Genomic DNA, 17,357 nt, shown 5'->3' on the forward strand with positions numbered 1-17,357 from the left:
CCCGCCCGGCCCGGCACCGCGGCGCGGTGCCGGGCCGGGCGTCGCGGGCACAGCGGGACGCGCCGGAGCGGGCCTGTGGCGACGGACGGGTCAGCTCCGGCGGGCCGTGGCGCTCGCGAGGATGTCCCCCAGCCCCTGGCGGGTGGCGGCCAGCACCACACGGTCCTGTGGCCGCAGGACGTAACCGGGGTGCAGGTCCCACACCAGGGCGGGCTCCTGGGCGGCGCCGTCGTAGGGCGGCGCCGCGAGGTCGCGTCGCCGGTCCGCGGGTTCCGCCGCGTCCAGCGCGATCACCCGCCAGGCGCCCGGCACGAACGCCTCGGCGACGGTACGCCCTTCCAGCCGCGGATGCCCGGCGACGTGCAGGGCGGCGAAGAGCAGCACCCTGCGCTCGATCGGTATGGCGCCGAGTATCTGACGCCCCATCATCGCCCCGGCGAAGGCGGGCGCCGCCAGGCTGGAGACGCTGCGGCTGCGGGTCAGTGCCCGCGGATGGGCCGCGCGCAGGGTGCGGAAGACGGCGGTGGCGAAGCCGTCGTCGTACAGGCGCAGCGCCACCCGCAGCCGGGGTTTGACCGAGCGGGCGTACAAAGTCGCCTCCAGATTCGTGGTGTCCGCGCTCGTCAGGGCCAGCAGGGCGTGCGCCCGCTGGATCTTGGCGGCCTCCAGGACGCCCTCGTGGGTGACGTCGCCGATCACGGTGGGCACCCCCAGCTCGCGGGCCAGCGGGATGCCACGGGCCCCCGGATCCTCCTCCACGCACACCACGGGGATGTCCATCTCCCGGAGCCTGGCCAGCACACGGGTGCCGATCTTGCCGAGTCCGAGCAGGACGACATGGCCGGAGAGGCCGCGCGGGGGGCGGCGCAGCGTGGACGCGGTGCGGAAGGTGCCCAGCGCCTCGAGTGCGGCGGCCACCAGGACGGGCAGCAGGAGCAGTCCGGTCAGCCCGGCCAGCAGTTGGAGGATCTTGCGTCCGGTCGGCTCGTCGAGCGCCGGGTCGTCGATGGCCAGCACGTCCAGCACGGTGAGGTAGGCCGCGCGGAGCAGCCCGGCCCCGGTGAGCTGCCAGGAGACGATGGTGAGCGCGAGCACGGCGACGGCCATTCCGGCGACGGACCAGCGCAGCCGGCGGGAGAAGAGCGAGGCGAGCGGCAGTCTGCGGCTGCCGAGCCGCCGGGGCGGCAGCGGCGGGCCGGTGGCGGAGATGGCCTCGAGCACCACCGTGTCGCGTCCGGTGGCGGCGGCGACGTCCTCGTCACCGGGCAGCAGCACGGGCCGTTCGTCCCCGCTGCTGTCCGAGCCCTCGCTGCCACCGGGGTCGCTGGTGGTGGAGGAGAGCAGGGCGAGGGTGCACAGTCCGGGACGGGCGACCTCGTCGGGGCCGGGCGGGGTGCGCTCGGCCGCGCGCAGCAGCAGCCCGTCGGCCTGGAGCACCTTGCTGGTGCCCGCGACGGCGGTGGCCGCCAGTGCGGGCGCCACGGTGTCGGCGTCCGACAGCACGGTGGTGGTGGCGTCGAGTTCGGCGGCGTCGATGCCGGGGTCGGCGACCCGCGCCGCCTCGTCGAGGAGCTCCTCCAGGTGCTGGCCGAGCTTGCGGTTGTAGAGCCGGATCACCAGCCGCAGCCGGGGGTTGAGGCGGCGGGCGCGCAGCGCGGCGTGGATGTTGGTCTCGTCGTCGTCATGGACCAGGGCGAGGGCCGTCGCGTGCTCCGCGCCCGCCTCGGTCAGCACCTCGTCGTCCAGGGCCGGGGCCTCCATGACCCGCACTCCCCCGTGCGGGGAGGCGTCGTCCGCGGTCTGCGGGCGGGGCAGCGGGACCCGGCCGACCGCCGCGGTGAACCGGCCGAAGAGCGCGGAGGTGCGGCCTGCCGCGCGCCATCCCGCCGTCGGCTGCCCCGTGGGGTCGGCCAGGGGGACATCGCCCGGGATGACGACCGTCACCCGTGCCCGGTAGACGTCGTGCAGCTCGGCGGCCAGGCGGTGCGCGAGCGCGTCGTCGCCGCAGACGACCATGTGTGCCGTCCCCGAGGGGGACGGCGGGGCGGATGAGGAGGTGGAGAACACGACGGCGAAGCCCCCCGGTGGTCCGTGATGCCATAGCTCACCTCCGGGCGCGGTACGGCGGCCACGGGTGTCCGGCGGACGCCGGCTCCGCCCCGGGGGTCATGATCAGACCGTACCCGGTGGGCGGCCGGGCGGAGTTGGCCACCGGGGCGGACGGCCGGGGGCCCGCGCGCTCACTCCCTGACGGCTCCGCAGCGCGCGCAGCGGTCGAAGGGGGCGGTGTCCTGGATCGCGCCGCACTCGGCGCAGACCTTCTCCAGCCAGCAGGCGGACTCCCCGCCCTCGGGCTCCGCGGGCGCCAGGTCCGGCGTGCGCCGGTCCGGCTCTCCGGGCCCGTCCGTGCCGCTCATCGTGTGCGCCTCCCCGGTCCTGACCGCGCGGCGCGTCCGCCGGTGTGCCGCCCGTGGCTCCGCCTCGGGAAGCGGATCTCCGGGAAGTCTTCGGCAAGCGGATCGGGCCGTGGGCCCGGTCTTCCGCGCCGTCCACGCATCCTACCGGCGCCCTGCGGTGGCCCGGTTCCGGCCGTCAGCTCTCCCCGCCAGCGCGGCGCGGGGGCTCCTCGCCGGCGCGGCGCGGGGGCCGGCGGGTGCGGGTCCACTCCACCAGCTGCCGGGCCGTCCAGGTGGTGATGACGCGCTCCTTCGGCACCTCGCACGCCACCGCCCGCGCGCATCCGTAGGGCTGCCAGTCGAGCTGGCCGGGCGCGTGCGCGTCGGTGTCGATGGCGAAGTACGTCCCCGCCCGCACGGCCTGCCGGAGCAGCCGGCGCGGTGGGTCCAGCCGCTCCGGCCGACAGTTGATCTCCACGGCGGTGCCCGACGCGGCGCAGGCGCCGAAGACCTCCTCGTGGTCGAAGACCGACTCCGGGCGCTTTCCGCCGATCAGCCGTCCGGTGCAGTGGCCCAGCACATCGACCAGCGGATCGCTGACGGCGGCGACCATCCGCCGGGTCATCGCTCCGGCGTCCATCCGCAGCTTGGAGTGGACCGAGGCCACCACCACGTCCAGCCGGTCCAGCAGCTCCGGCTCCTGGTCCAGGGAGCCGTCCGGGAGGATGTCCACCTCGATCCCGGTGAGCAGCCGGAACGGGGCGAGCGTCTCGCGCAGCTCCGCCACCGCGTCCAGCTGGGCGCGCAGCCGGTCCGCCGAGAGGCCGCGGGCCACCGTCAGCCGCGGGGAATGGTCGGTGAGCACCGCCCACGCGTGTCCCAGCCGCGCCGCCGTACGGGCCATCAGCTCGATCGGGGAACCGCCGTCGGACCAGTCCGAGTGCATGTGGCAGTCCCCGCGCAGCGCGGCGCACAGCTCGGCCGCGTCCCCGTCCGGTTCCCGCCCGGTCCCGGCGGCCCCGGCCTCCAGCTTCGCCAGGTACCCGGGCACCTGCCCCCGCAGCGCCTCCCGGACCACCTGGGAGGTCTTCGGGCCGACCCCCTTCAGCGACCGGAGGGTGTCGTTGGCGGCACGCCGCTCCACCTCCCGGGGGTCCAGCCCGGCCAGCACCTCCTGGGCCGTGCGGAAGGCGCGCACCCGGTAGGTCGGCGCCTGGTCGCGCTCCAGCAGAAACGCGATCCGGTCCAGAGCCTCCAGCGGGTCCATCGCGCCCTCCTCGGCGTGGCTGCGCGCCGTGTCTCAGGCGCGGCGGTGCGGACGGCGGCCGGGGGGCTGACGTGGCTCGGGACGGGCGGTCCCGTCGGGGATGTCGCAGGTCCGGGGCGTCTTCTCGGAGACGGTGAGGGGCCTGCCGTAGTGCCGGATCTCCAGCGGCGCGCCCTCGGCCAGGGAGTAGGTGACGCTGCGGTCGGTGATCTCCACGCGCAGCCGCCGGCCCAGCACCTGCATGGTGAAGGTGAGCCGGGCCAGTTTCTCGGGCAGCTTGGGCGAGAACGCCAGGCCGCCGTCGCGGTGCCGCATACCGCCGAATCCGGCGACCAGGGCGATCCAGGTGCCGGCGAGCGAGGCGATGTGCAGACCGTCGCGGGTGTTGTGCTCCAGGTCCCGCAGGTCCATCAGGGCCGCCTCGCCCAGATAGTCGTAGGCCAGCCGCAGATGGCCGACCTCGGCGGCCATCACGGCCTGGGCGCACGCGGACAGCGAGGAGTCCCGCACCGTCAGCCGTTCGTAGTAGTCGAAGTTGCGGGCCTTCTGCTCCTCGGTGAAGCACTCGCCGCGCAGATACATCGCCAGCACCAGGTCGGCCTGTTTGACCACCTGCTTGCGGTACAGGTCGAAATAGGGGAAGTGGAGCATCAGCGGATACTGGTCGGCGCGGGTGCCCTGGAAGTCCCACTCCTGGTGGCCGGTGAAGCCCGCGGACTGCTCGTGGACGCCCAGGGTTTTGTCGTACGGGACGGTCATGGACTCGGCGGCGTCCCGCCAGACGGCGGCCTCCTCGTCGTCGACGCCCAGTTCGTGGCCCTTGTCCGGGTGGCGTTCGACGATGTCCGCGGCGGCCCGCAGGTTCGACTGGGCCATGAGGTTGGTGTACACGTTGTCGTCGGCGACGGCGCTGTACTCGTCGGGGCCGGTCACCCCGTCGATGTGGAAGCGGCCGTGGTGGTCGTGGTGGCCCAGGGAACGCCACAGCCGGGCGGTCTCCACCAGCAGCTCCACGGCGGACTCGCGCTCGAACTCCTCGTCGCCGGTGGCCGCGACATAGCGCACCACCGCGTCCGCCACATCGGCGTTGACGTGGAACGCCGCGGTGCCGGCCGGCCAGTAGGCGGAGCATTCGGAGCCGTCGATGGTGCGCCAGGGGAAGGCGGCGCCCTCGTGGTTCAGCTGCCGGGCCCGGTCCCGGGCGGCGGGCAGGATGGACTGGCGCCAGCGCAGCGCCTCGGCCACGGACTCGGGGAAGGTGTAGGTGAGCAGGGGCAGCACGAAGGTGTCGGTGTCCCAGAAGGAGTGGCCGTCGTAGCCGGAGCCGGTGAGGCCCTTGGCGGGGATGGCCCGTTCCTCGGCGCGGGCGCCGGCCTGCAGGACGTGGAAGAGGGCGAACCGCACGGCCTGCTGGATCTCGGCGTCGCCCTCGACCTCCACGTCGGAGCGGGACCAGAAGTCCTCCAGCCATTCACGCTGCTGGTCCACCAGACCGCGCCAGCCGGTGCTGGCGGCCCCGGCCAGCGCGGCCTCGACCTGGTCCCGTACGGCGGGCAGCGAGCGGGCGCCCGACCAGCCGTAGGCGACCAGTTTCTCCAGCCGCAGGACCTGGCCCGGCTCCAGCACCGAGGTCACGGTCAGCCGGGCGACGTCGTCGCCGCTCTCGCTGGCGTAGCGGGTCGGCGGCGGCCCGGTGATCAGGTGGTCCGCGGCGGCGGCGACCCGCAGACGGCTGGCCCCGGTGCAGTGGATCAGCCGCAGCCGCTTGTCGTCGGCGGCGTTCTCCTCGGGGACGAGCGGGGATTCCAGGGCCTGGGCCACCCGGGGGTCGCCCCCGCGCTCGGGCAGCTGCTCGTTGGCGACCAGCTCGGACTGGACGACGACGCGGATACGGGCGTCGAGCGCCTCCACCTCGTAGGCGACGGCGGCGATGGCCCGCTGGGTGAGGGAGACCAGCCGGGTGGAGCGGACCCGCACGCTGGTGCCGGAGGGCGAGGTCCACTCGCAGGTGCGGTGCAGCACTCCCGCGCGCAGATCCAGTACCCGCTCGTGGGAGCGCAGCCGCCCGTAGCGCAGATCGAAGGGCTCGTCGTCCACCAGCAGCCGGATGATCTTGCCATTGGTGACGTTGATCATGGTCTGGCCGGCCTCGGGGTAGCCGTATCCGGCCTCGGCGTAGGGCAGGGGACGCCGCTCGTACACGCCGTTGAGATAGGAGCCGGGGAGGCCGTGCGGCTCTCCCTCGTCGAGGTTGGCGCGCCAGCCCACATGGCCGTTGGAGAGCGCGAAGACCGATTCGCTCTGGGGCAGCAGATCGAGCCGGAGATCGGTCTCCCGCAGCAGCCAGGGGTCGACGGCGTACGAGGAATCGGTGATCACGAGTCGTCCTCCAGCAGCTCGGCGAGATCCTTGACCACGGTGTCGGCGCCGTGCGCGCGCAGCGCGTCGGCCTGACCCACCCGGTCCACGCCGACGACATGACCGAAGTGCCCGGCGCGCCCGGCCTCCATGCCCGCCAGGGCGTCCTCGAAGACGGCCGCCGCCTCGGGGGCGGTGCCCAGTTCCCGCGCGGCCTCCAGGAAGGTGTCGGGGTGGGGCTTGCCGGGCAGCTTGCGCTCGGCGGCGACCACACCGTCGATCCGCACCTCGAAGAGCGACTCGATACCGGCGGCGATCAGCACATCGCGGCAGTTGGCGCTGGAGGAGACGACCGCGGTGCGCAGACCCGCGGCACGCGCGGCCGCCACGAAGCGCACCGAGCCGGGGTACGCCTCGACCCCCTCCTTCCGGATCTTCTCCAGTACCAGGATGTTCTTGCGGTTGCCCAGTCCGTGGACGGTGTCCTCGTCGGGCGGAGCGTCCGGGTCGCCGTCGGGGAGATCGATGCCCCGGGAGGCCAGGAAGGTGCGCACCCCGTCGGCGCGCGGCCGGCCGTCCACGTACTCGTCGTAGTCGCGGACCGCGTCGAAGGGACGGAAGGAGGGGCCGTCGCGCCGCCGCAGGAACTCGTCGAACATCTGTTTCCACGCCGCCGCGTGCACCACCGCGGTCCGGGTCAGTACACCGTCGAGATCGAACAGGCAGGCCCGGATGGCATCGGGCAGGCAGAGCTTGGTCATGGCCCCCGATTCCCCCGGTGACGCCGGAGTATGCCGGACACCGGCCGACCGGACCGGGAACCGGCCGGGGCTCACAACCGGCGGGGCTCAAAACCGGCCAGGCCGGGAACCGGCCAGGGCTCACAACCGGCCAGGGCTCACAACCGGCGGGGCTCAGAACCGACCGGGCCGGGAACCGGCCGGGGCTCACAACCGGCGGGGCTCCGAACCGGCCGGGGCTCACAACCGGCCAGAGCTCAGCGCGGTACGGCGGTGCGCCCCTCGCGGCGGGAGCGGTCGGCGGCCTCCAGGACGGCGACGACCTCGCGGCCGAACCGTACGTCACAGGGATCGGCCGCGCCACCGTCGCGGACGCGGCTCAGCAGCCGGTCCACGGCCGTGGCGAAGGCCACCACCGCGGTGGTGTCCGCGTCGGGGAGCGCGACGGTGCCCCGCTCTCCGTAGAAGTCGGCGGAGAACGCCTGGGCGGCGGGCCGGGCGTCCAGGGTGAGCGCGAGCGTGCCGATGGCGCCGGAGTGGTGGCGCAGCAGCACGTGCGCGGCGCCGCGCGGCCCGTCGAGTGCGGTCACCTCGGCCACCGGGCCGAGGACCGGCAGCAGCACGGACAGGGCGTGCGGACCGACGTCCCACAGCCCGCCGCGCTCCCGCCGCCAGCGCGAGCCGTGATAGCGGCTGCCGGGCTGGAAGATCGAGGCGAAGCAGGTGACCCGGCCGCCGTCCCAGCCGCCGGCCGCCGCGGCCTCCTGGAGGAAGGTCTCGACGGGCACGGTGAAACGGCGGGTGAAGAACACCACCGAGGCCAGTGAGCGCTCGTCCACGGCGCGTACCACCCGGTCGGCCTCCTCGGTGGTGAAGGCGAGCGGCTTGTCCAGGAGCAGATGGCGCCCGGCCAGCGCGGCCCGCTCGGCCAGGGGGCTCTGGATGTCCGGCGGGAGGGCGATGGCGACGGCGTCCACGTCGGCGATCAGCGCGTCGGCGTCCGGGTGGGCGCGGGTGCCGTAGCGGTCCGCCAGTGCCCGCGCCTTCGACCGGTCGCGTCCCCAGACCCCGGCCAGCTCGGCCACGGGATGCGCGGCGAGCGCCGCCGCGTGGGTCTCGGCCGCCCAGTGTCCGGTGCCCAGCAGTCCGAACCGCACCTGTCCGTCCCCCTTCCGTGCGAGGCCCCGGGGTGTCCCGGTTGTCGGCGGCGATCCTACGGGGCCGGGGAGCGTCCTCAGTAGGGGGCGCCCCCGGACCAGGCCCGGGGACGGACCGCCCCGGACGCCCCGCGCCCCGGGGCCAGGAGCGGCCGTGCCGAGCGGCGGCCCCGTGCTCAGCGGCGGCCCGCGCACCCCGCGCCAGCAGCGCCCCGCGCCCCAAGCAGCGCCCCCGCCGAGCCAGCCCCCGCGCCCCCGCACGCCCTGCACCAAGTGACGCCCCGTGCCAAGCAGCCCTTCGCGTGGTCCCGCACCAAGCAGCACCCCCACCGAGCCAGAGCCCGCGCCCCAAGCAGCGCCCCCGTACCGAACAGCCCCCGCACCAAACCAGCGCCCCGCGTACCCCGCGCCAAGCGACGCCCCGCGCCGAGCAGCGGCCCCCGGCCCTCTTCGGCCGGGGGCGCCGCGCCCCTCCCCCGCTTGGCCGTCGGCGGATGCCGATGGGACGGGGCGGTGCCAGAGTGGGGCCACGGCCGGGCACGGCGCGTCGGGGGACGGTCGGTGTCCACCCCACCACTGGAGGAACCCGTGGTCCGTGGCTCGTCCCGCCCCCTCCCCCGCACGCATCCGCGGCGCGCCACGGTCCGGGCCGCGGCGGCCCTGCTGCTGTGCCAGGCCGCGGTCGTCTCCTGTGCCTCCTCCGGCGAGCACCGGCCCGGCGGGGAGAAGTCGGCGTCGGCACAGGCGAGCGCTCGGGAGGCGTCGGCCGCGGCGAAGAAGGCCGCGCGGGCCCGGCTGCTGCCGGGCATGCCACCCCCGCTGGACCCCCATGACCTGTACGCCGCCGACCGGCCGGCGAAGCTGTCCCCGGCGGTGAAGGACTTCCCGTCGCGGGTGTACGTGCCCAATACGCTCTCGGACACGGTGAGCGTCATCGACCCCGAGAAGTTCAAGGTCGTCCGCACGATCCGGGTGGGCCGTCAGCCGCAGCACGTGGTGCCCTCGTGGGACCTGAGGACGCTGTGGGTCAACAACGACCTGGGCAACAGCCTCACCCCGATCAACCCCGCCAACGGCCGGGTGGGCCGCCCGGTGGACGTCCACGACCCGTACAACCTCTACTTCACCCCGGAGGGCAAGTACGCCGTGGTAATGGCCTCCAAGGACCGGGCGCTGGTGTTCCGGGACGCACACAGCATGAAGGTGGTCAGGTCGGTGCCGGTGGACTGCTACGGCGTCAACCACGCCGACTTCTCCCCCGACGGGCGCTACTTCATCGTCTCGTGCGAGTTCTCGGGCGAGCTGCTGAAGGTGGACACGGCGAAAAAGAAGGTGGTCGCCAAGCAGCGGCTGCCGATCGCCGGGGCCATGCCGCAGGACGTCAAGATCTCACCGAACGGCAGGACCTGGTACGTCGCGGACATGGTGGCGAACGGCCTGTGGGTGCTCAACGGCGACACCTTCGGCAAGCCGCGGCTGCTGCCCACCGGGAAGGGCACCCACGGCCTGTACGTCAGCCGCGACTCCCGTTCCCTGTACATCTCCAACCGCGGCGAGGGCACCATCTCGGTGCTGTCCTTCCGGACCGGCAAGCTGGTCGACCGGTGGCGGCTCCCCGGCGGCGGCAGCCCCGACATGGGCGGGGTGTCCAGCGACGGCAAGCTGCTGTGGCTCTCGGGCCGGTACAACGGCGAGGTGTACGCGATCGACACCCGCAACGGCCGACTGCGCGCCCGGATCCCGGTCGGCGGCGGCCCGCACGGGCTCGCGGTCTATCCCCAGCCCGGCCGCTACTCCCTCGGCCACACCGGGATCTTCCGCTGAGGCGGTGCCCCGCGGCGCCCGCACCCCGGCGGGAGTCATGCCCGTACAGGTTCCTCCATAGGGTCCTTATATAGGAGCATGATACAAATGTAGATGTGGAATACACACAGCAGTCCGTGCCCCGGGGGACCGACACCTCCGCGACCCGTGAGGAGGTCGCGGAGGCACTGGAGCAGCTGGCGTTCCTCGCGGTGCGCCATCTGACCAACCGGGACATCAGCTTCACCGCCGCCTCGACCCTCGGCCGGCTCAGCCGGGAGGGCCCGTCCCGGCTGACGGCCCTGGCCGCCGACGAGGGCGTCACCCAGCCCTCGATGACCCAGCTGATCCAGCGGCTGGAGCGGCAGGGCCTGGTGACCCGGGTCGACGATCCGCACGACGGGCGGGTGGTGCTGGTGGCGATCACCGACGCCGGGCGGGAGCTGCTCGCCGAGCGGCGCCGGGGGCGTACCGACCGTCTCGCCGAACTGCTGGCCACCCTCTCCCCCGAGGACCAAGAGGCGCTCGCCACCGCCGTCCGCGCCGCCACCCCCGCCTTCCAGCGGCTGGTCGAGAACGCGGGACGGGCCCGGAAGGCCCCGGGGAGTACCGCTTCCTGATCAACCGGCACCGCGCCGCGCCACGGCCATCGATGTCGGCACGGCCCGGTCCCTGACCGACGGAGCCCCTCGTTGTCCGCTCATCCCAGCACCCCCAGCACCCCCAGCACCCCCAGCCCCTTCAAGCAGCCGAAGGCCGTATGGGCGGTCGCCTTCGCCTGTGTGATCTCCTTCATGGGCATCGGCCTCGTGGACCCGATCCTGCCCTCCCTCTCCGCCCAGCTGCATGCCACACCCAGCCAGGTGTCGCTGCTGTTCACCAGCTATTTGGTGGTCACCGCGGTGGCCATGCTGGTCACCGGCTTCGTCTCCAGCCGGATCGGCGCCAAGCGCACCCTGGTGGCCGGTCTGGTGCTCATCGTGGTCTTCAGCGCGGCGGCCGGGGCGTCCGGCAGCATCGACGGGATCGTCGGCTTCCGCGCCGGATGGGGCCTGGGCAACGCCCTGTTCATCGCCACGTCCCTCGCCGTCATCGTCGGCTCGGCCAGCGGCGGTTTCGCCGGCGCGATCATCCTCTACGAGACCGCCCTGGGCATCGGCATCGCGATCGGCCCGCTGCTGGGCGGTGAGCTCGGCGGGATCAGCTGGCGCGGGCCGTTCTTCGGAGTGGCGGTCCTGATGGCCATCGCGCTGATCGCGACCATCGTGCTGGTCCAGCCCACCCCGACCCCGGCCCGCCGGGCCGGGGTCACCGACCCGGTCAAGGCGCTGCGCCACCGGGGACTGCTCACCATGGGGCTGACCGCGCTCTGCTACAACTGGGGCTTCTTCACGGTCCTGGGCTACGCGCCGTTCCCGATGGGCCTGGGCACCCATGAACTCGGTTACGTCTTCACCGGCTGGGGTCTGCTGGTCGCCTTCTTCTCGGTCTTCGGGGCCCCCTGGCTCCAGGCGCGGCTGGGCATAGCCCGCTCCCTGTATCTGAATCTGGCGCTGTTCGCGCTCGACATCCTCGTGATCGGCGTCTTCACCGACTCCAAGGCGGCGCTGATCTCGGCGGTGATCGTGGCCGGCGCCTTCATCGGGATCAACAACACCATCACCACCCAGGCGGTGATGACCGTCGCCCCGGTCGAGCGGCCCGTGGCCTCCGCCGCCTACGGTTTCGTCCGCTTCATCGGCGGCGGTCTGGCCCCCTACGCCGCGGGCAAGCTCGCCGAGCACCACGGTGTGCATCTGCCCTTCTACATCGGGGCCGCGGCGGTCGCACTGGGCATCGGCGTCCTGGCCACCGGGCATTCGCTGCTCGCCGAGGCCGAGCGGGTGCAGGCGGCGGAGGCGGCCGGCCACACCCCGGCCGAGGAGCGGCGGGAGTCGCTGGAGAAGCAGGCGCTGGCCGAGGACCTCGGCTCGGCCGGCTGACGCGGGGGACGGCGCGCCCCCGGTGCGCCCGGCGCGTTCGCCGACGCGTCCACCGGCGCACCGCACCCGCGGCCCGTGACGGGCCGCGGGCCGGGGCGCCGCCCGGCCGTCCCTCAGATCCGCCAGGAGCGGATGCGGACCGCCGCGTCGAAGACATCGGCCTTGCCCGAGAGGATGTCGCGGACCAGGTCGATCAGCGCCCCGTAGGGCGGGTCGATGCCCTCGCCCGAGGCGTGCATATAGGCGACCGCGGTCGCGCTGGCGAACAGCGCGTTGCTCGCCGGGAGCGGCTTGAGCAGGGCGATGGTGTGCAGCAGGGCCGCGGCCCGCCACGCGGGGTCGGGATCGACGCCCAGGCGCGGGGGGTCGACACGGTGGCGGGCGACGGCGGCGACCAGCCCCGAGAAGTCCGAGATGGCCGGCTGTTCCGGCATGACCTCCTCGTGGCGCTGGAGCAGCCAGGGCACGTCGATGTGCAGCAGCGGGGCCATGATCAGGCGGCCTGCCCGGGCCGGCGGTGCCCATCGTCGGGGAACGCGTCCGCGAAGGCGTCGGCGTTGTCGGCGAAGAACCGCCGGAAGACCTCGGCACCCTCCTCCAGAGCGCGGTGCCGCGCGATGTCGCCCACGGTCGCCTCACGGACCAGGGCCTTCATCGTCGTACCGCGCTCCTTCGCGATCTGACGGAGATCCTCAAGTTCCCGATCGCTGAATTCCACGTTGAGTGCTGGCATGCGGGACACCCTACTCAGCGGGTACCCCGACAGCAATCGCCGCAGCTCAGGTCGGGTTTTTGTAGGTACTTGACAATCTTTCAGGCCGGTCCGCGACCCCCGGCGGGAACCCCGTCGGGCCCCACCCGGACGAACGGTTCGCGCACCTCATGACCGGTCAGGCTCCGGTACGCGGCGGGGCGGCGGAAGGCGTTCCCCCAGCTCTCCCGGCGCCGGTAGTCGCGCAGCGCGTCGAGGTCGAAGACCGCCGGGTAGATCCCCTCGGCCTCGCCCGCCTCGATCACCAGGGTGTCCCGCGACCGGTCGTCGGCGAAGGCGATGCCGTCATGGGCGACGGAGTGGCCCCAGCCGGGACCGGCGTAGTTGGCCATGGCCATACCGGTCATGTTCTCCATGGCGCGGGAGCGGAACTGGGCGAGCCGGTTGCTCTCCAGCTCGCAGGCGTTCGGGGTGAGGACGATCTCCGCCCCGGCGAGCATCAGGGCGCGGGCGCTCTCCGGGAACTCACGGTCGTAGCAGATCATCGCCCCGGTCATCACCTCCCCCACCGCCGTGTCCAGGGCGCACACCTCGAACCCCTCCCCCGGGGTCAGCGCGGCCTCGGGCAGGTCGAAGGCGCAGGTGTGCACCTTGGCGTAGGTCAGGACCAGGCGGCCGTGCCGGTCGATGAGGGAGAGGGTGTTGCGCGGCGGGCCGTCCCAGCGCTCCAGATAGGTGAGCGCGATCGCCATCTCCAGCTCGGCGGCCAGCTCGCGGAAGCGGGTGACGAAGGGCGAGTCACGGCTGACCGGCTCGCCGAGCCAGGCGAGTTCGGGGCGCGGCGCGGCCGGGGGGCGGGCGCCGTCCCACAGCGACGGGTGGCGGTAGAGGTCACCGCCGGCCGAGCCGTCCGGGACGGCGGAGCCGTAGCCGTTGCTCCACATCTCGGGGAAGAGCGCGATGTCCGCGCCGAGCGCCGCGGCCCGGCGGCAGGCCACCTCGCCGAGGGTGAGGTTCGCGCGCCAGTCGGGTCCGGGCGGGGCGAGCTGGAGCAGTGCGACGGTGAGGATGGTCATGGCTGAATGCCTCCTTCGGTGTCCGTTCGGGTGCGGGCGGGTGCGAAGGAGGTGTCCCGGCGGGCCCCGGGCGCGGGGCGGGTGTCACAGCATGCCGCCACGCTACCCGCGGGCGGGGCCGGTTGACGAGAGGGCGGGCGTGCCGCGGGCTCGGCGGGCCACCGGGGAGCGGGGTCTGGAGGCGGCGGTGGAGTTCGCGGGGCCGGCGCCGCGGGGTGCGGGTGCCACCTCCGCGCGGACGGCGCCGCGGTGGATCGTCCAGCAGCCGGGCCTGAGTTCGGTCGTCCCGGGCGCGCGGACCCCTGAGCAGGTCCGGGCGCGCGCCCGCGGTGGGGCCGCCCCGCTGCCGGGCAGCACGCCGGAGGCCGTCCGCGGCCTGTACGGCCTGTCCGGCCGGCGGCTGCGGGCCCGGGTGCACCACCGCCGGCAGCGGTGGTGACAGGGGCTCAGAAATCGGCGTCCGCCGCCCACCGCGCGAGTTCGCTCCGGGCGGCGGCGCGCAGCTCCGCCGAGGGGGCGGCGGTGCCGTCGGCGATCAGCGCGTAGTGCAGTGTGCCGGCGCCCTCGCCGGCCGGGGCGGAGAGCAGCAGGCGGCGCGCGCCGGTGGCGCCGGGGTCCGCGGCGGTGGCGATGGGGTGGTCGGCGGTGTGGCCGTGCGCGGTGTACGCGGGCGGCCCGGTGACGGCGCCCAGATCGGAGACGACGGTGGTCCGGGCGGGGTCGAAATCGCGGGGCAGGCGCAGTTCGGTGGGCGCCTCGGTGCCGCCGCCGGAGCGCCAGACCAGCATGCCGTAGCGGCCGGAGCCGGTGAGCTCGGCGACGTTCGGCAGACTGCCGGGGACGCGGTTCCAGCTGAGCGTGGTGGAGCCGTCGCGGGAGCGGTCCTCGAAGGTGAAGGCGAGGGTGCGGCCCGCGACGGCGCGCGGGTACAGCCGGTCGAGCAGCCGTGCGTCCTGGCGCAGCGCGGCGTCGCCGGAGTCGTCGAGGCGGACGGCCGAGAGGTCCTCGCCGTTCCAGGCGTCGCCCTCGGTGAGGATGTTCCCGGTGTCGCCGTTCATGGCCTCGTGGTGGCGGCCGCTGTAGAGGTCCCACTGCCACTGGGTGGAGGAGAGCACGGCGCCGGAGGCGGCCGGCCGGGTCCACCAGGTGGCCCCGGACAGGCGGGAGTCGAGCGCCTGGTACATGCCCTTGACGACGGTGGGGGCCTTGTCGGAGGTGAAACCGGACAGCGGATGGCCGAACTCGCTCAGCACGGCGGGGAGGTTCAGGGCGGTGGCGCGGTCGCGCAGGGCGCCGAAGTCGGCGGCGTACTGGCCGTCGGCCGCCTCGCCGGGCATGAAGATGCCGGAGATGGCCTTCTGGTCGTAGTAGTGGGTGTTGAACACGTAGTCGGGGCCCGGCTGCCCGGCGTCGAGGAATCCGCCTTCCTGGCGCTGGAAGTCCAGGTTGGAGTTCCAGAACATGTTGGGCTCCACGAAGGCGGGCTTGTCCTGCCAGCCCGCGGCGTCCATCCGGGCGCGGAACTTCTCGTAGAAGGGCCACAGCACGCTCTTCTCCCAGGTGCGGCTGTTGTGGCCGCCGTCGTACACGCCCGCGTAGGGCTCGTTGAGCGGGTCGAAGCCGACGACGCGGGCGAACTCGGCCTCGGTGAGGTGCCGGGCGAGGTAGCTCATGGTCTTCTCCGCGGTGGCCAGGAAGGCGTCCTGGACGCGGACGGTGCCCGCCTCGGTGGTCAGGGCGCGGTTGCTCCAGAAGTCACGGGTGGCGCTTCTGACGGCCTGGTTCTGGGTGATGTTCTGGCCCCAGTGGAAGCAGATGCCGCAGGACTCCTTGGGGTAGCCGCCCGCGTCGACGACCCATTCCGGCGCGCCGTCGCCGCTGTACCAGCTGTCCTCGTCGAAGAGGTGGCGGGAGTACAGGTCCTGGTGGAAGTCGGGGAAGACCCGGATTCCGGCGTCGAGGAACGCCTTCAGCTGCGCAGTGGCGCGCTCCAGATAGGTGGTGTCCACCTGGCCGGGCCGGGGCTCGGCATGGGCCCAGGAGAGCAGGAAACGCACCGCGTCGGCCCCGGTCAGGTTCCGCATGGCGGCGGCCGACGCCCTGGCGTCGGCGGTGCCGGCGAACGGAAGTCCGCCGTTCTCCTCCAGTTTGGTCTCGCCGGACACATTGAACCCGCGCAGCACGACCTCGCGGCCGTGGCCGTCGGCGAACCGCGTGCCCTCCACGGTCACCTGGTCCGCCGCCCGGCCGTCGAACCAGGGCGCCTCGGCCGCGACCGCCGGGGGGCCCGGGGCCCAGGCCGCCGCCAGCAGCAGGACGGCCGCCCCCAGCAACCGGGTGCGACCCGGTCGGGGGCGGCCGATCCGTATCCCTCGCGTCTCATGAGTCGGCATGGACCTACCGTCCAGAAAATCTGAGGGAGCGTCAACTACTCGCGCCACGACCACCGTTCATCGCATGGACGAGGTGATCAGCGCGGGAATCCGGCGCCCAGGCCGGCGCCCGCCTCCGGCGCCCCGAGCGCGTTGGGCCCGAAGGAGACGACGCCATCGGTGGTGAGGCCGCCGGTCCGGCCGCGCAGCACCCACACCGCGCCGCTGTCGGCCTGGGCACCGTCCTCATCGGGCGCGCCCACGGCCAGGTCGTCCTTGCCGTCGCCGTCGGTGTCGGCGAGCCGGACCGCCGTGCCGAAGTGGTCGCCCGCCTCGGCGGCACCGGGCACACCGGCGGTGGCCTGGGTGAACGCCTGGGCGCCGGTGCCGGAGAGCCCGTTCGGACCGCCGTAGAGCTGGACCACGCTGCCCGACTCCTCCTGGCCGGCCTCCAGGTCCTCGTACGGGATGCCGACGGCGACGTCCGCGTAGCCGTCGCCGTTGACGTCGCCGGCGGCGAGCGAGTAGCCGAACTGGTCGCCGTCCTCGTTGACGCCCGGGACGCCCGCGGTGTTCTGGTCGATGGTCGTGGTGCGGGTGGTGCTCGGCCCCGACGCGGTGCCGTAGAGGACCTTGAGGGTGCCGTGGTCGTACGGCAGGTTCTCGACGACGCGCCCGGGGACGGTGCGCAGGATCAGATCGCCGTAGCCGTCCTTGTCGACATCGCCGATGGTCGCGGAGGCGGCGTCGGTGAGGTCGGCGGCCTTCTGCGACAGCCCCTGGTCGGTCCCCTTGAAGAACAGGGTGGACTGGGACATCTCCTCGAAGGCGTGGGTGGAGACGAGGTCGTCCTTGCCGTCGCCGGTGATGTCGCCCGCGGTCAGGCTGGTCGGCCCGTCGAACCTGCCGGTGTCGGAGAAGGAGCTGCCCGCGTCCTTGCCGTCGCGGGTGAACGGGCCCAGACGGACCCGCAGCCCGGTCTTCTCGTCGTCCGTGCCCTCGTCGAGGGTGACCACGTCGACGAGATCGGCCGTGCCGTCGCCGTTGAAGTCGCCGCCCTCGATGGCGCCGGCGCCCCAGGTGTCCCCGTTGCCCGCGGGCAGCCGGGTGCCGCCGGTCAGCCCGTTCGCCGAACCCCACAGGACCGTGACGGCCGGGGAGTCACCGGTCTGGACCGCCAGGTCGGTGTAGCCGTCGCCGTCCAGGTCGCGGGCGACGGTGTGGGCGCCGAAGCGCGCCGACGCGGTGGGGTCGCCGGGGACGCCCTGGGTCGCCTGGCTGATGACCTGGCGGCGGGCGGTGTCGGCGCCGGAGGCGGAGCCGTAGACCACGGCGACGTAACCCGCCTTGCCCTTGCCGGCCACCGTGCCGGTGGGCGCGGAGACCGCGAGGTCGGCCCGGCCGTCGTTGTCGAAGTCGACGACGGGGGCCGAGGCCGCGGTGGCGCCGACGGTCCCGGCGGCGCCCGCCGAGGGTGCGGCGAGCACGGCGGGG

14 protein-coding genes and 1 pseudogene are annotated in these 17,357 nt (G+C 73.9%); 4 read left to right on the forward strand and 11 right to left on the reverse strand.

From position 1 onward, the window contains the following. Nucleotides 1–90: 90 nt before the first annotated feature. From AXW62_RS25550 to AXW62_RS25570, 6 genes are all read right to left on the reverse strand, one after another. A complete protein-coding gene (locus AXW62_RS25550) occupies nucleotides 91–2,016 on the reverse strand; it encodes an NAD-binding protein (protein WP_060946570.1) in 1,926 nt (641 codons plus the stop codon). A 224-nt stretch (nucleotides 2,017–2,240) separates the two neighbouring features. Continuing rightward, complete coding sequence (locus AXW62_RS44605; RefSeq protein WP_169808176.1) at nucleotides 2,241–2,417, reverse strand: hypothetical protein; 177 nt, start codon at nucleotides 2,415–2,417, stop codon at nucleotides 2,241–2,243. Between the two features lie 175 nt (nucleotides 2,418–2,592). Continuing rightward, nucleotides 2,593–3,663, reverse strand: a complete 1,071-nt coding sequence (locus tag AXW62_RS25555; protein ID WP_060946571.1) for a PHP domain-containing protein — start codon at nucleotides 3,661–3,663, stop codon at nucleotides 2,593–2,595. 33 nt (nucleotides 3,664–3,696) lie between these two features. Continuing rightward, nucleotides 3,697–6,042: a glycoside hydrolase family 65 protein gene (locus tag AXW62_RS25560; RefSeq protein WP_060946572.1), complete on the reverse strand. Its 2,346-nt coding sequence runs from the start codon at nucleotides 6,040–6,042 to the stop codon at nucleotides 3,697–3,699. Next, the gene (locus tag AXW62_RS25565) at nucleotides 6,039–6,782 is read right to left on the reverse strand and encodes an HAD family hydrolase (RefSeq protein WP_060946573.1); all 744 of its coding nucleotides are present in this window, start codon (nucleotides 6,780–6,782) and stop codon (nucleotides 6,039–6,041) included. The genes AXW62_RS25560 and AXW62_RS25565 overlap by 4 nt, the downstream gene beginning before the upstream one ends. A gap of 236 nt (nucleotides 6,783–7,018) precedes the next feature. Then, nucleotides 7,019–7,918 carry a Gfo/Idh/MocA family protein gene (locus AXW62_RS25570; RefSeq protein WP_060946574.1) on the reverse strand — a complete coding sequence of 300 codons (900 nt, stop codon included), beginning with the start codon at nucleotides 7,916–7,918 and terminating at the stop codon, nucleotides 7,019–7,021. Nucleotides 7,919–8,479: 561 nt separating this feature from the next. Here AXW62_RS25570 and AXW62_RS25575 point away from each other — a divergent pair. The 3 genes from AXW62_RS25575 (at nucleotide 8,480) to AXW62_RS25585 (ending at nucleotide 11,703) form a co-directional block, all read left to right on the forward strand. Next, nucleotides 8,480–9,742 carry a YncE family protein gene (locus AXW62_RS25575; RefSeq protein ID WP_252368722.1) on the forward strand — a complete coding sequence of 421 codons (1,263 nt, stop codon included), beginning with the start codon at nucleotides 8,480–8,482 and terminating at the stop codon, nucleotides 9,740–9,742. Nucleotides 9,743–9,837: 95 nt separating this feature from the next. After that, entirely contained in the window at nucleotides 9,838–10,341 is a 504-nt protein-coding gene (locus AXW62_RS25580) for a MarR family winged helix-turn-helix transcriptional regulator (RefSeq protein ID WP_060946576.1), read from the forward strand. A gap of 72 nt (nucleotides 10,342–10,413) precedes the next feature. After that, nucleotides 10,414–11,703, forward strand: coding sequence for an MFS transporter (locus tag AXW62_RS25585; RefSeq protein WP_079115788.1), 1,290 nt, complete (start codon nucleotides 10,414–10,416; stop codon nucleotides 11,701–11,703). Between the two features lie 113 nt (nucleotides 11,704–11,816). On the opposite strand, the gene AXW62_RS25590 is transcribed toward AXW62_RS25585, so the two are convergent. From AXW62_RS25590 to AXW62_RS25600, 3 genes are all read right to left on the reverse strand, one after another. Then, nucleotides 11,817–12,194, reverse strand: a complete 378-nt coding sequence (locus tag AXW62_RS25590; protein WP_030839637.1) for a hypothetical protein — start codon at nucleotides 12,192–12,194, stop codon at nucleotides 11,817–11,819. Nucleotides 12,195–12,196: 2 nt separating this feature from the next. Further along, nucleotides 12,197–12,436, reverse strand: a complete 240-nt coding sequence (locus tag AXW62_RS25595; RefSeq protein WP_030839635.1) for a hypothetical protein — start codon at nucleotides 12,434–12,436, stop codon at nucleotides 12,197–12,199. Between the two features lie 80 nt (nucleotides 12,437–12,516). Beyond that, nucleotides 12,517–13,491: a carbon-nitrogen hydrolase family protein gene (locus AXW62_RS25600; RefSeq protein WP_060946577.1), complete on the reverse strand. Its 975-nt coding sequence runs from the start codon at nucleotides 13,489–13,491 to the stop codon at nucleotides 12,517–12,519. 172 nt (nucleotides 13,492–13,663) lie between these two features. On the opposite strand from AXW62_RS25600, the pseudogene AXW62_RS25605 reads away from it, so the two are divergent. Further along, nucleotides 13,664–13,930, forward strand: a pseudogene (locus AXW62_RS25605) (hypothetical protein); the annotation flags it as partial. A gap of 7 nt (nucleotides 13,931–13,937) precedes the next feature. On the opposite strand, the gene AXW62_RS25610 reads toward AXW62_RS25605, so the two are convergent. Together AXW62_RS25610 and AXW62_RS25615 are read right to left on the reverse strand one after the other, a co-directional pair. Further along, nucleotides 13,938–15,884 (reverse strand): cellulase family glycosylhydrolase, encoded by a 1,947-nt coding sequence (locus AXW62_RS25610; protein WP_060946579.1) that lies wholly within the window; start codon nucleotides 15,882–15,884, stop codon nucleotides 13,938–13,940. 77 nt (nucleotides 15,885–15,961) lie between these two features. Then, on the reverse strand, nucleotides 15,962–17,357 hold a 1,396-nt coding region (locus tag AXW62_RS25615), incomplete at its 5' end, for an FG-GAP-like repeat-containing protein (protein WP_060946581.1).

It is taken from the genome of Streptomyces hygroscopicus subsp. hygroscopicus (assembly GCF_001553455.1).
Classification (GTDB): domain Bacteria; phylum Actinomycetota; class Actinomycetes; order Streptomycetales; family Streptomycetaceae; genus Streptomyces; species Streptomyces hygroscopicus.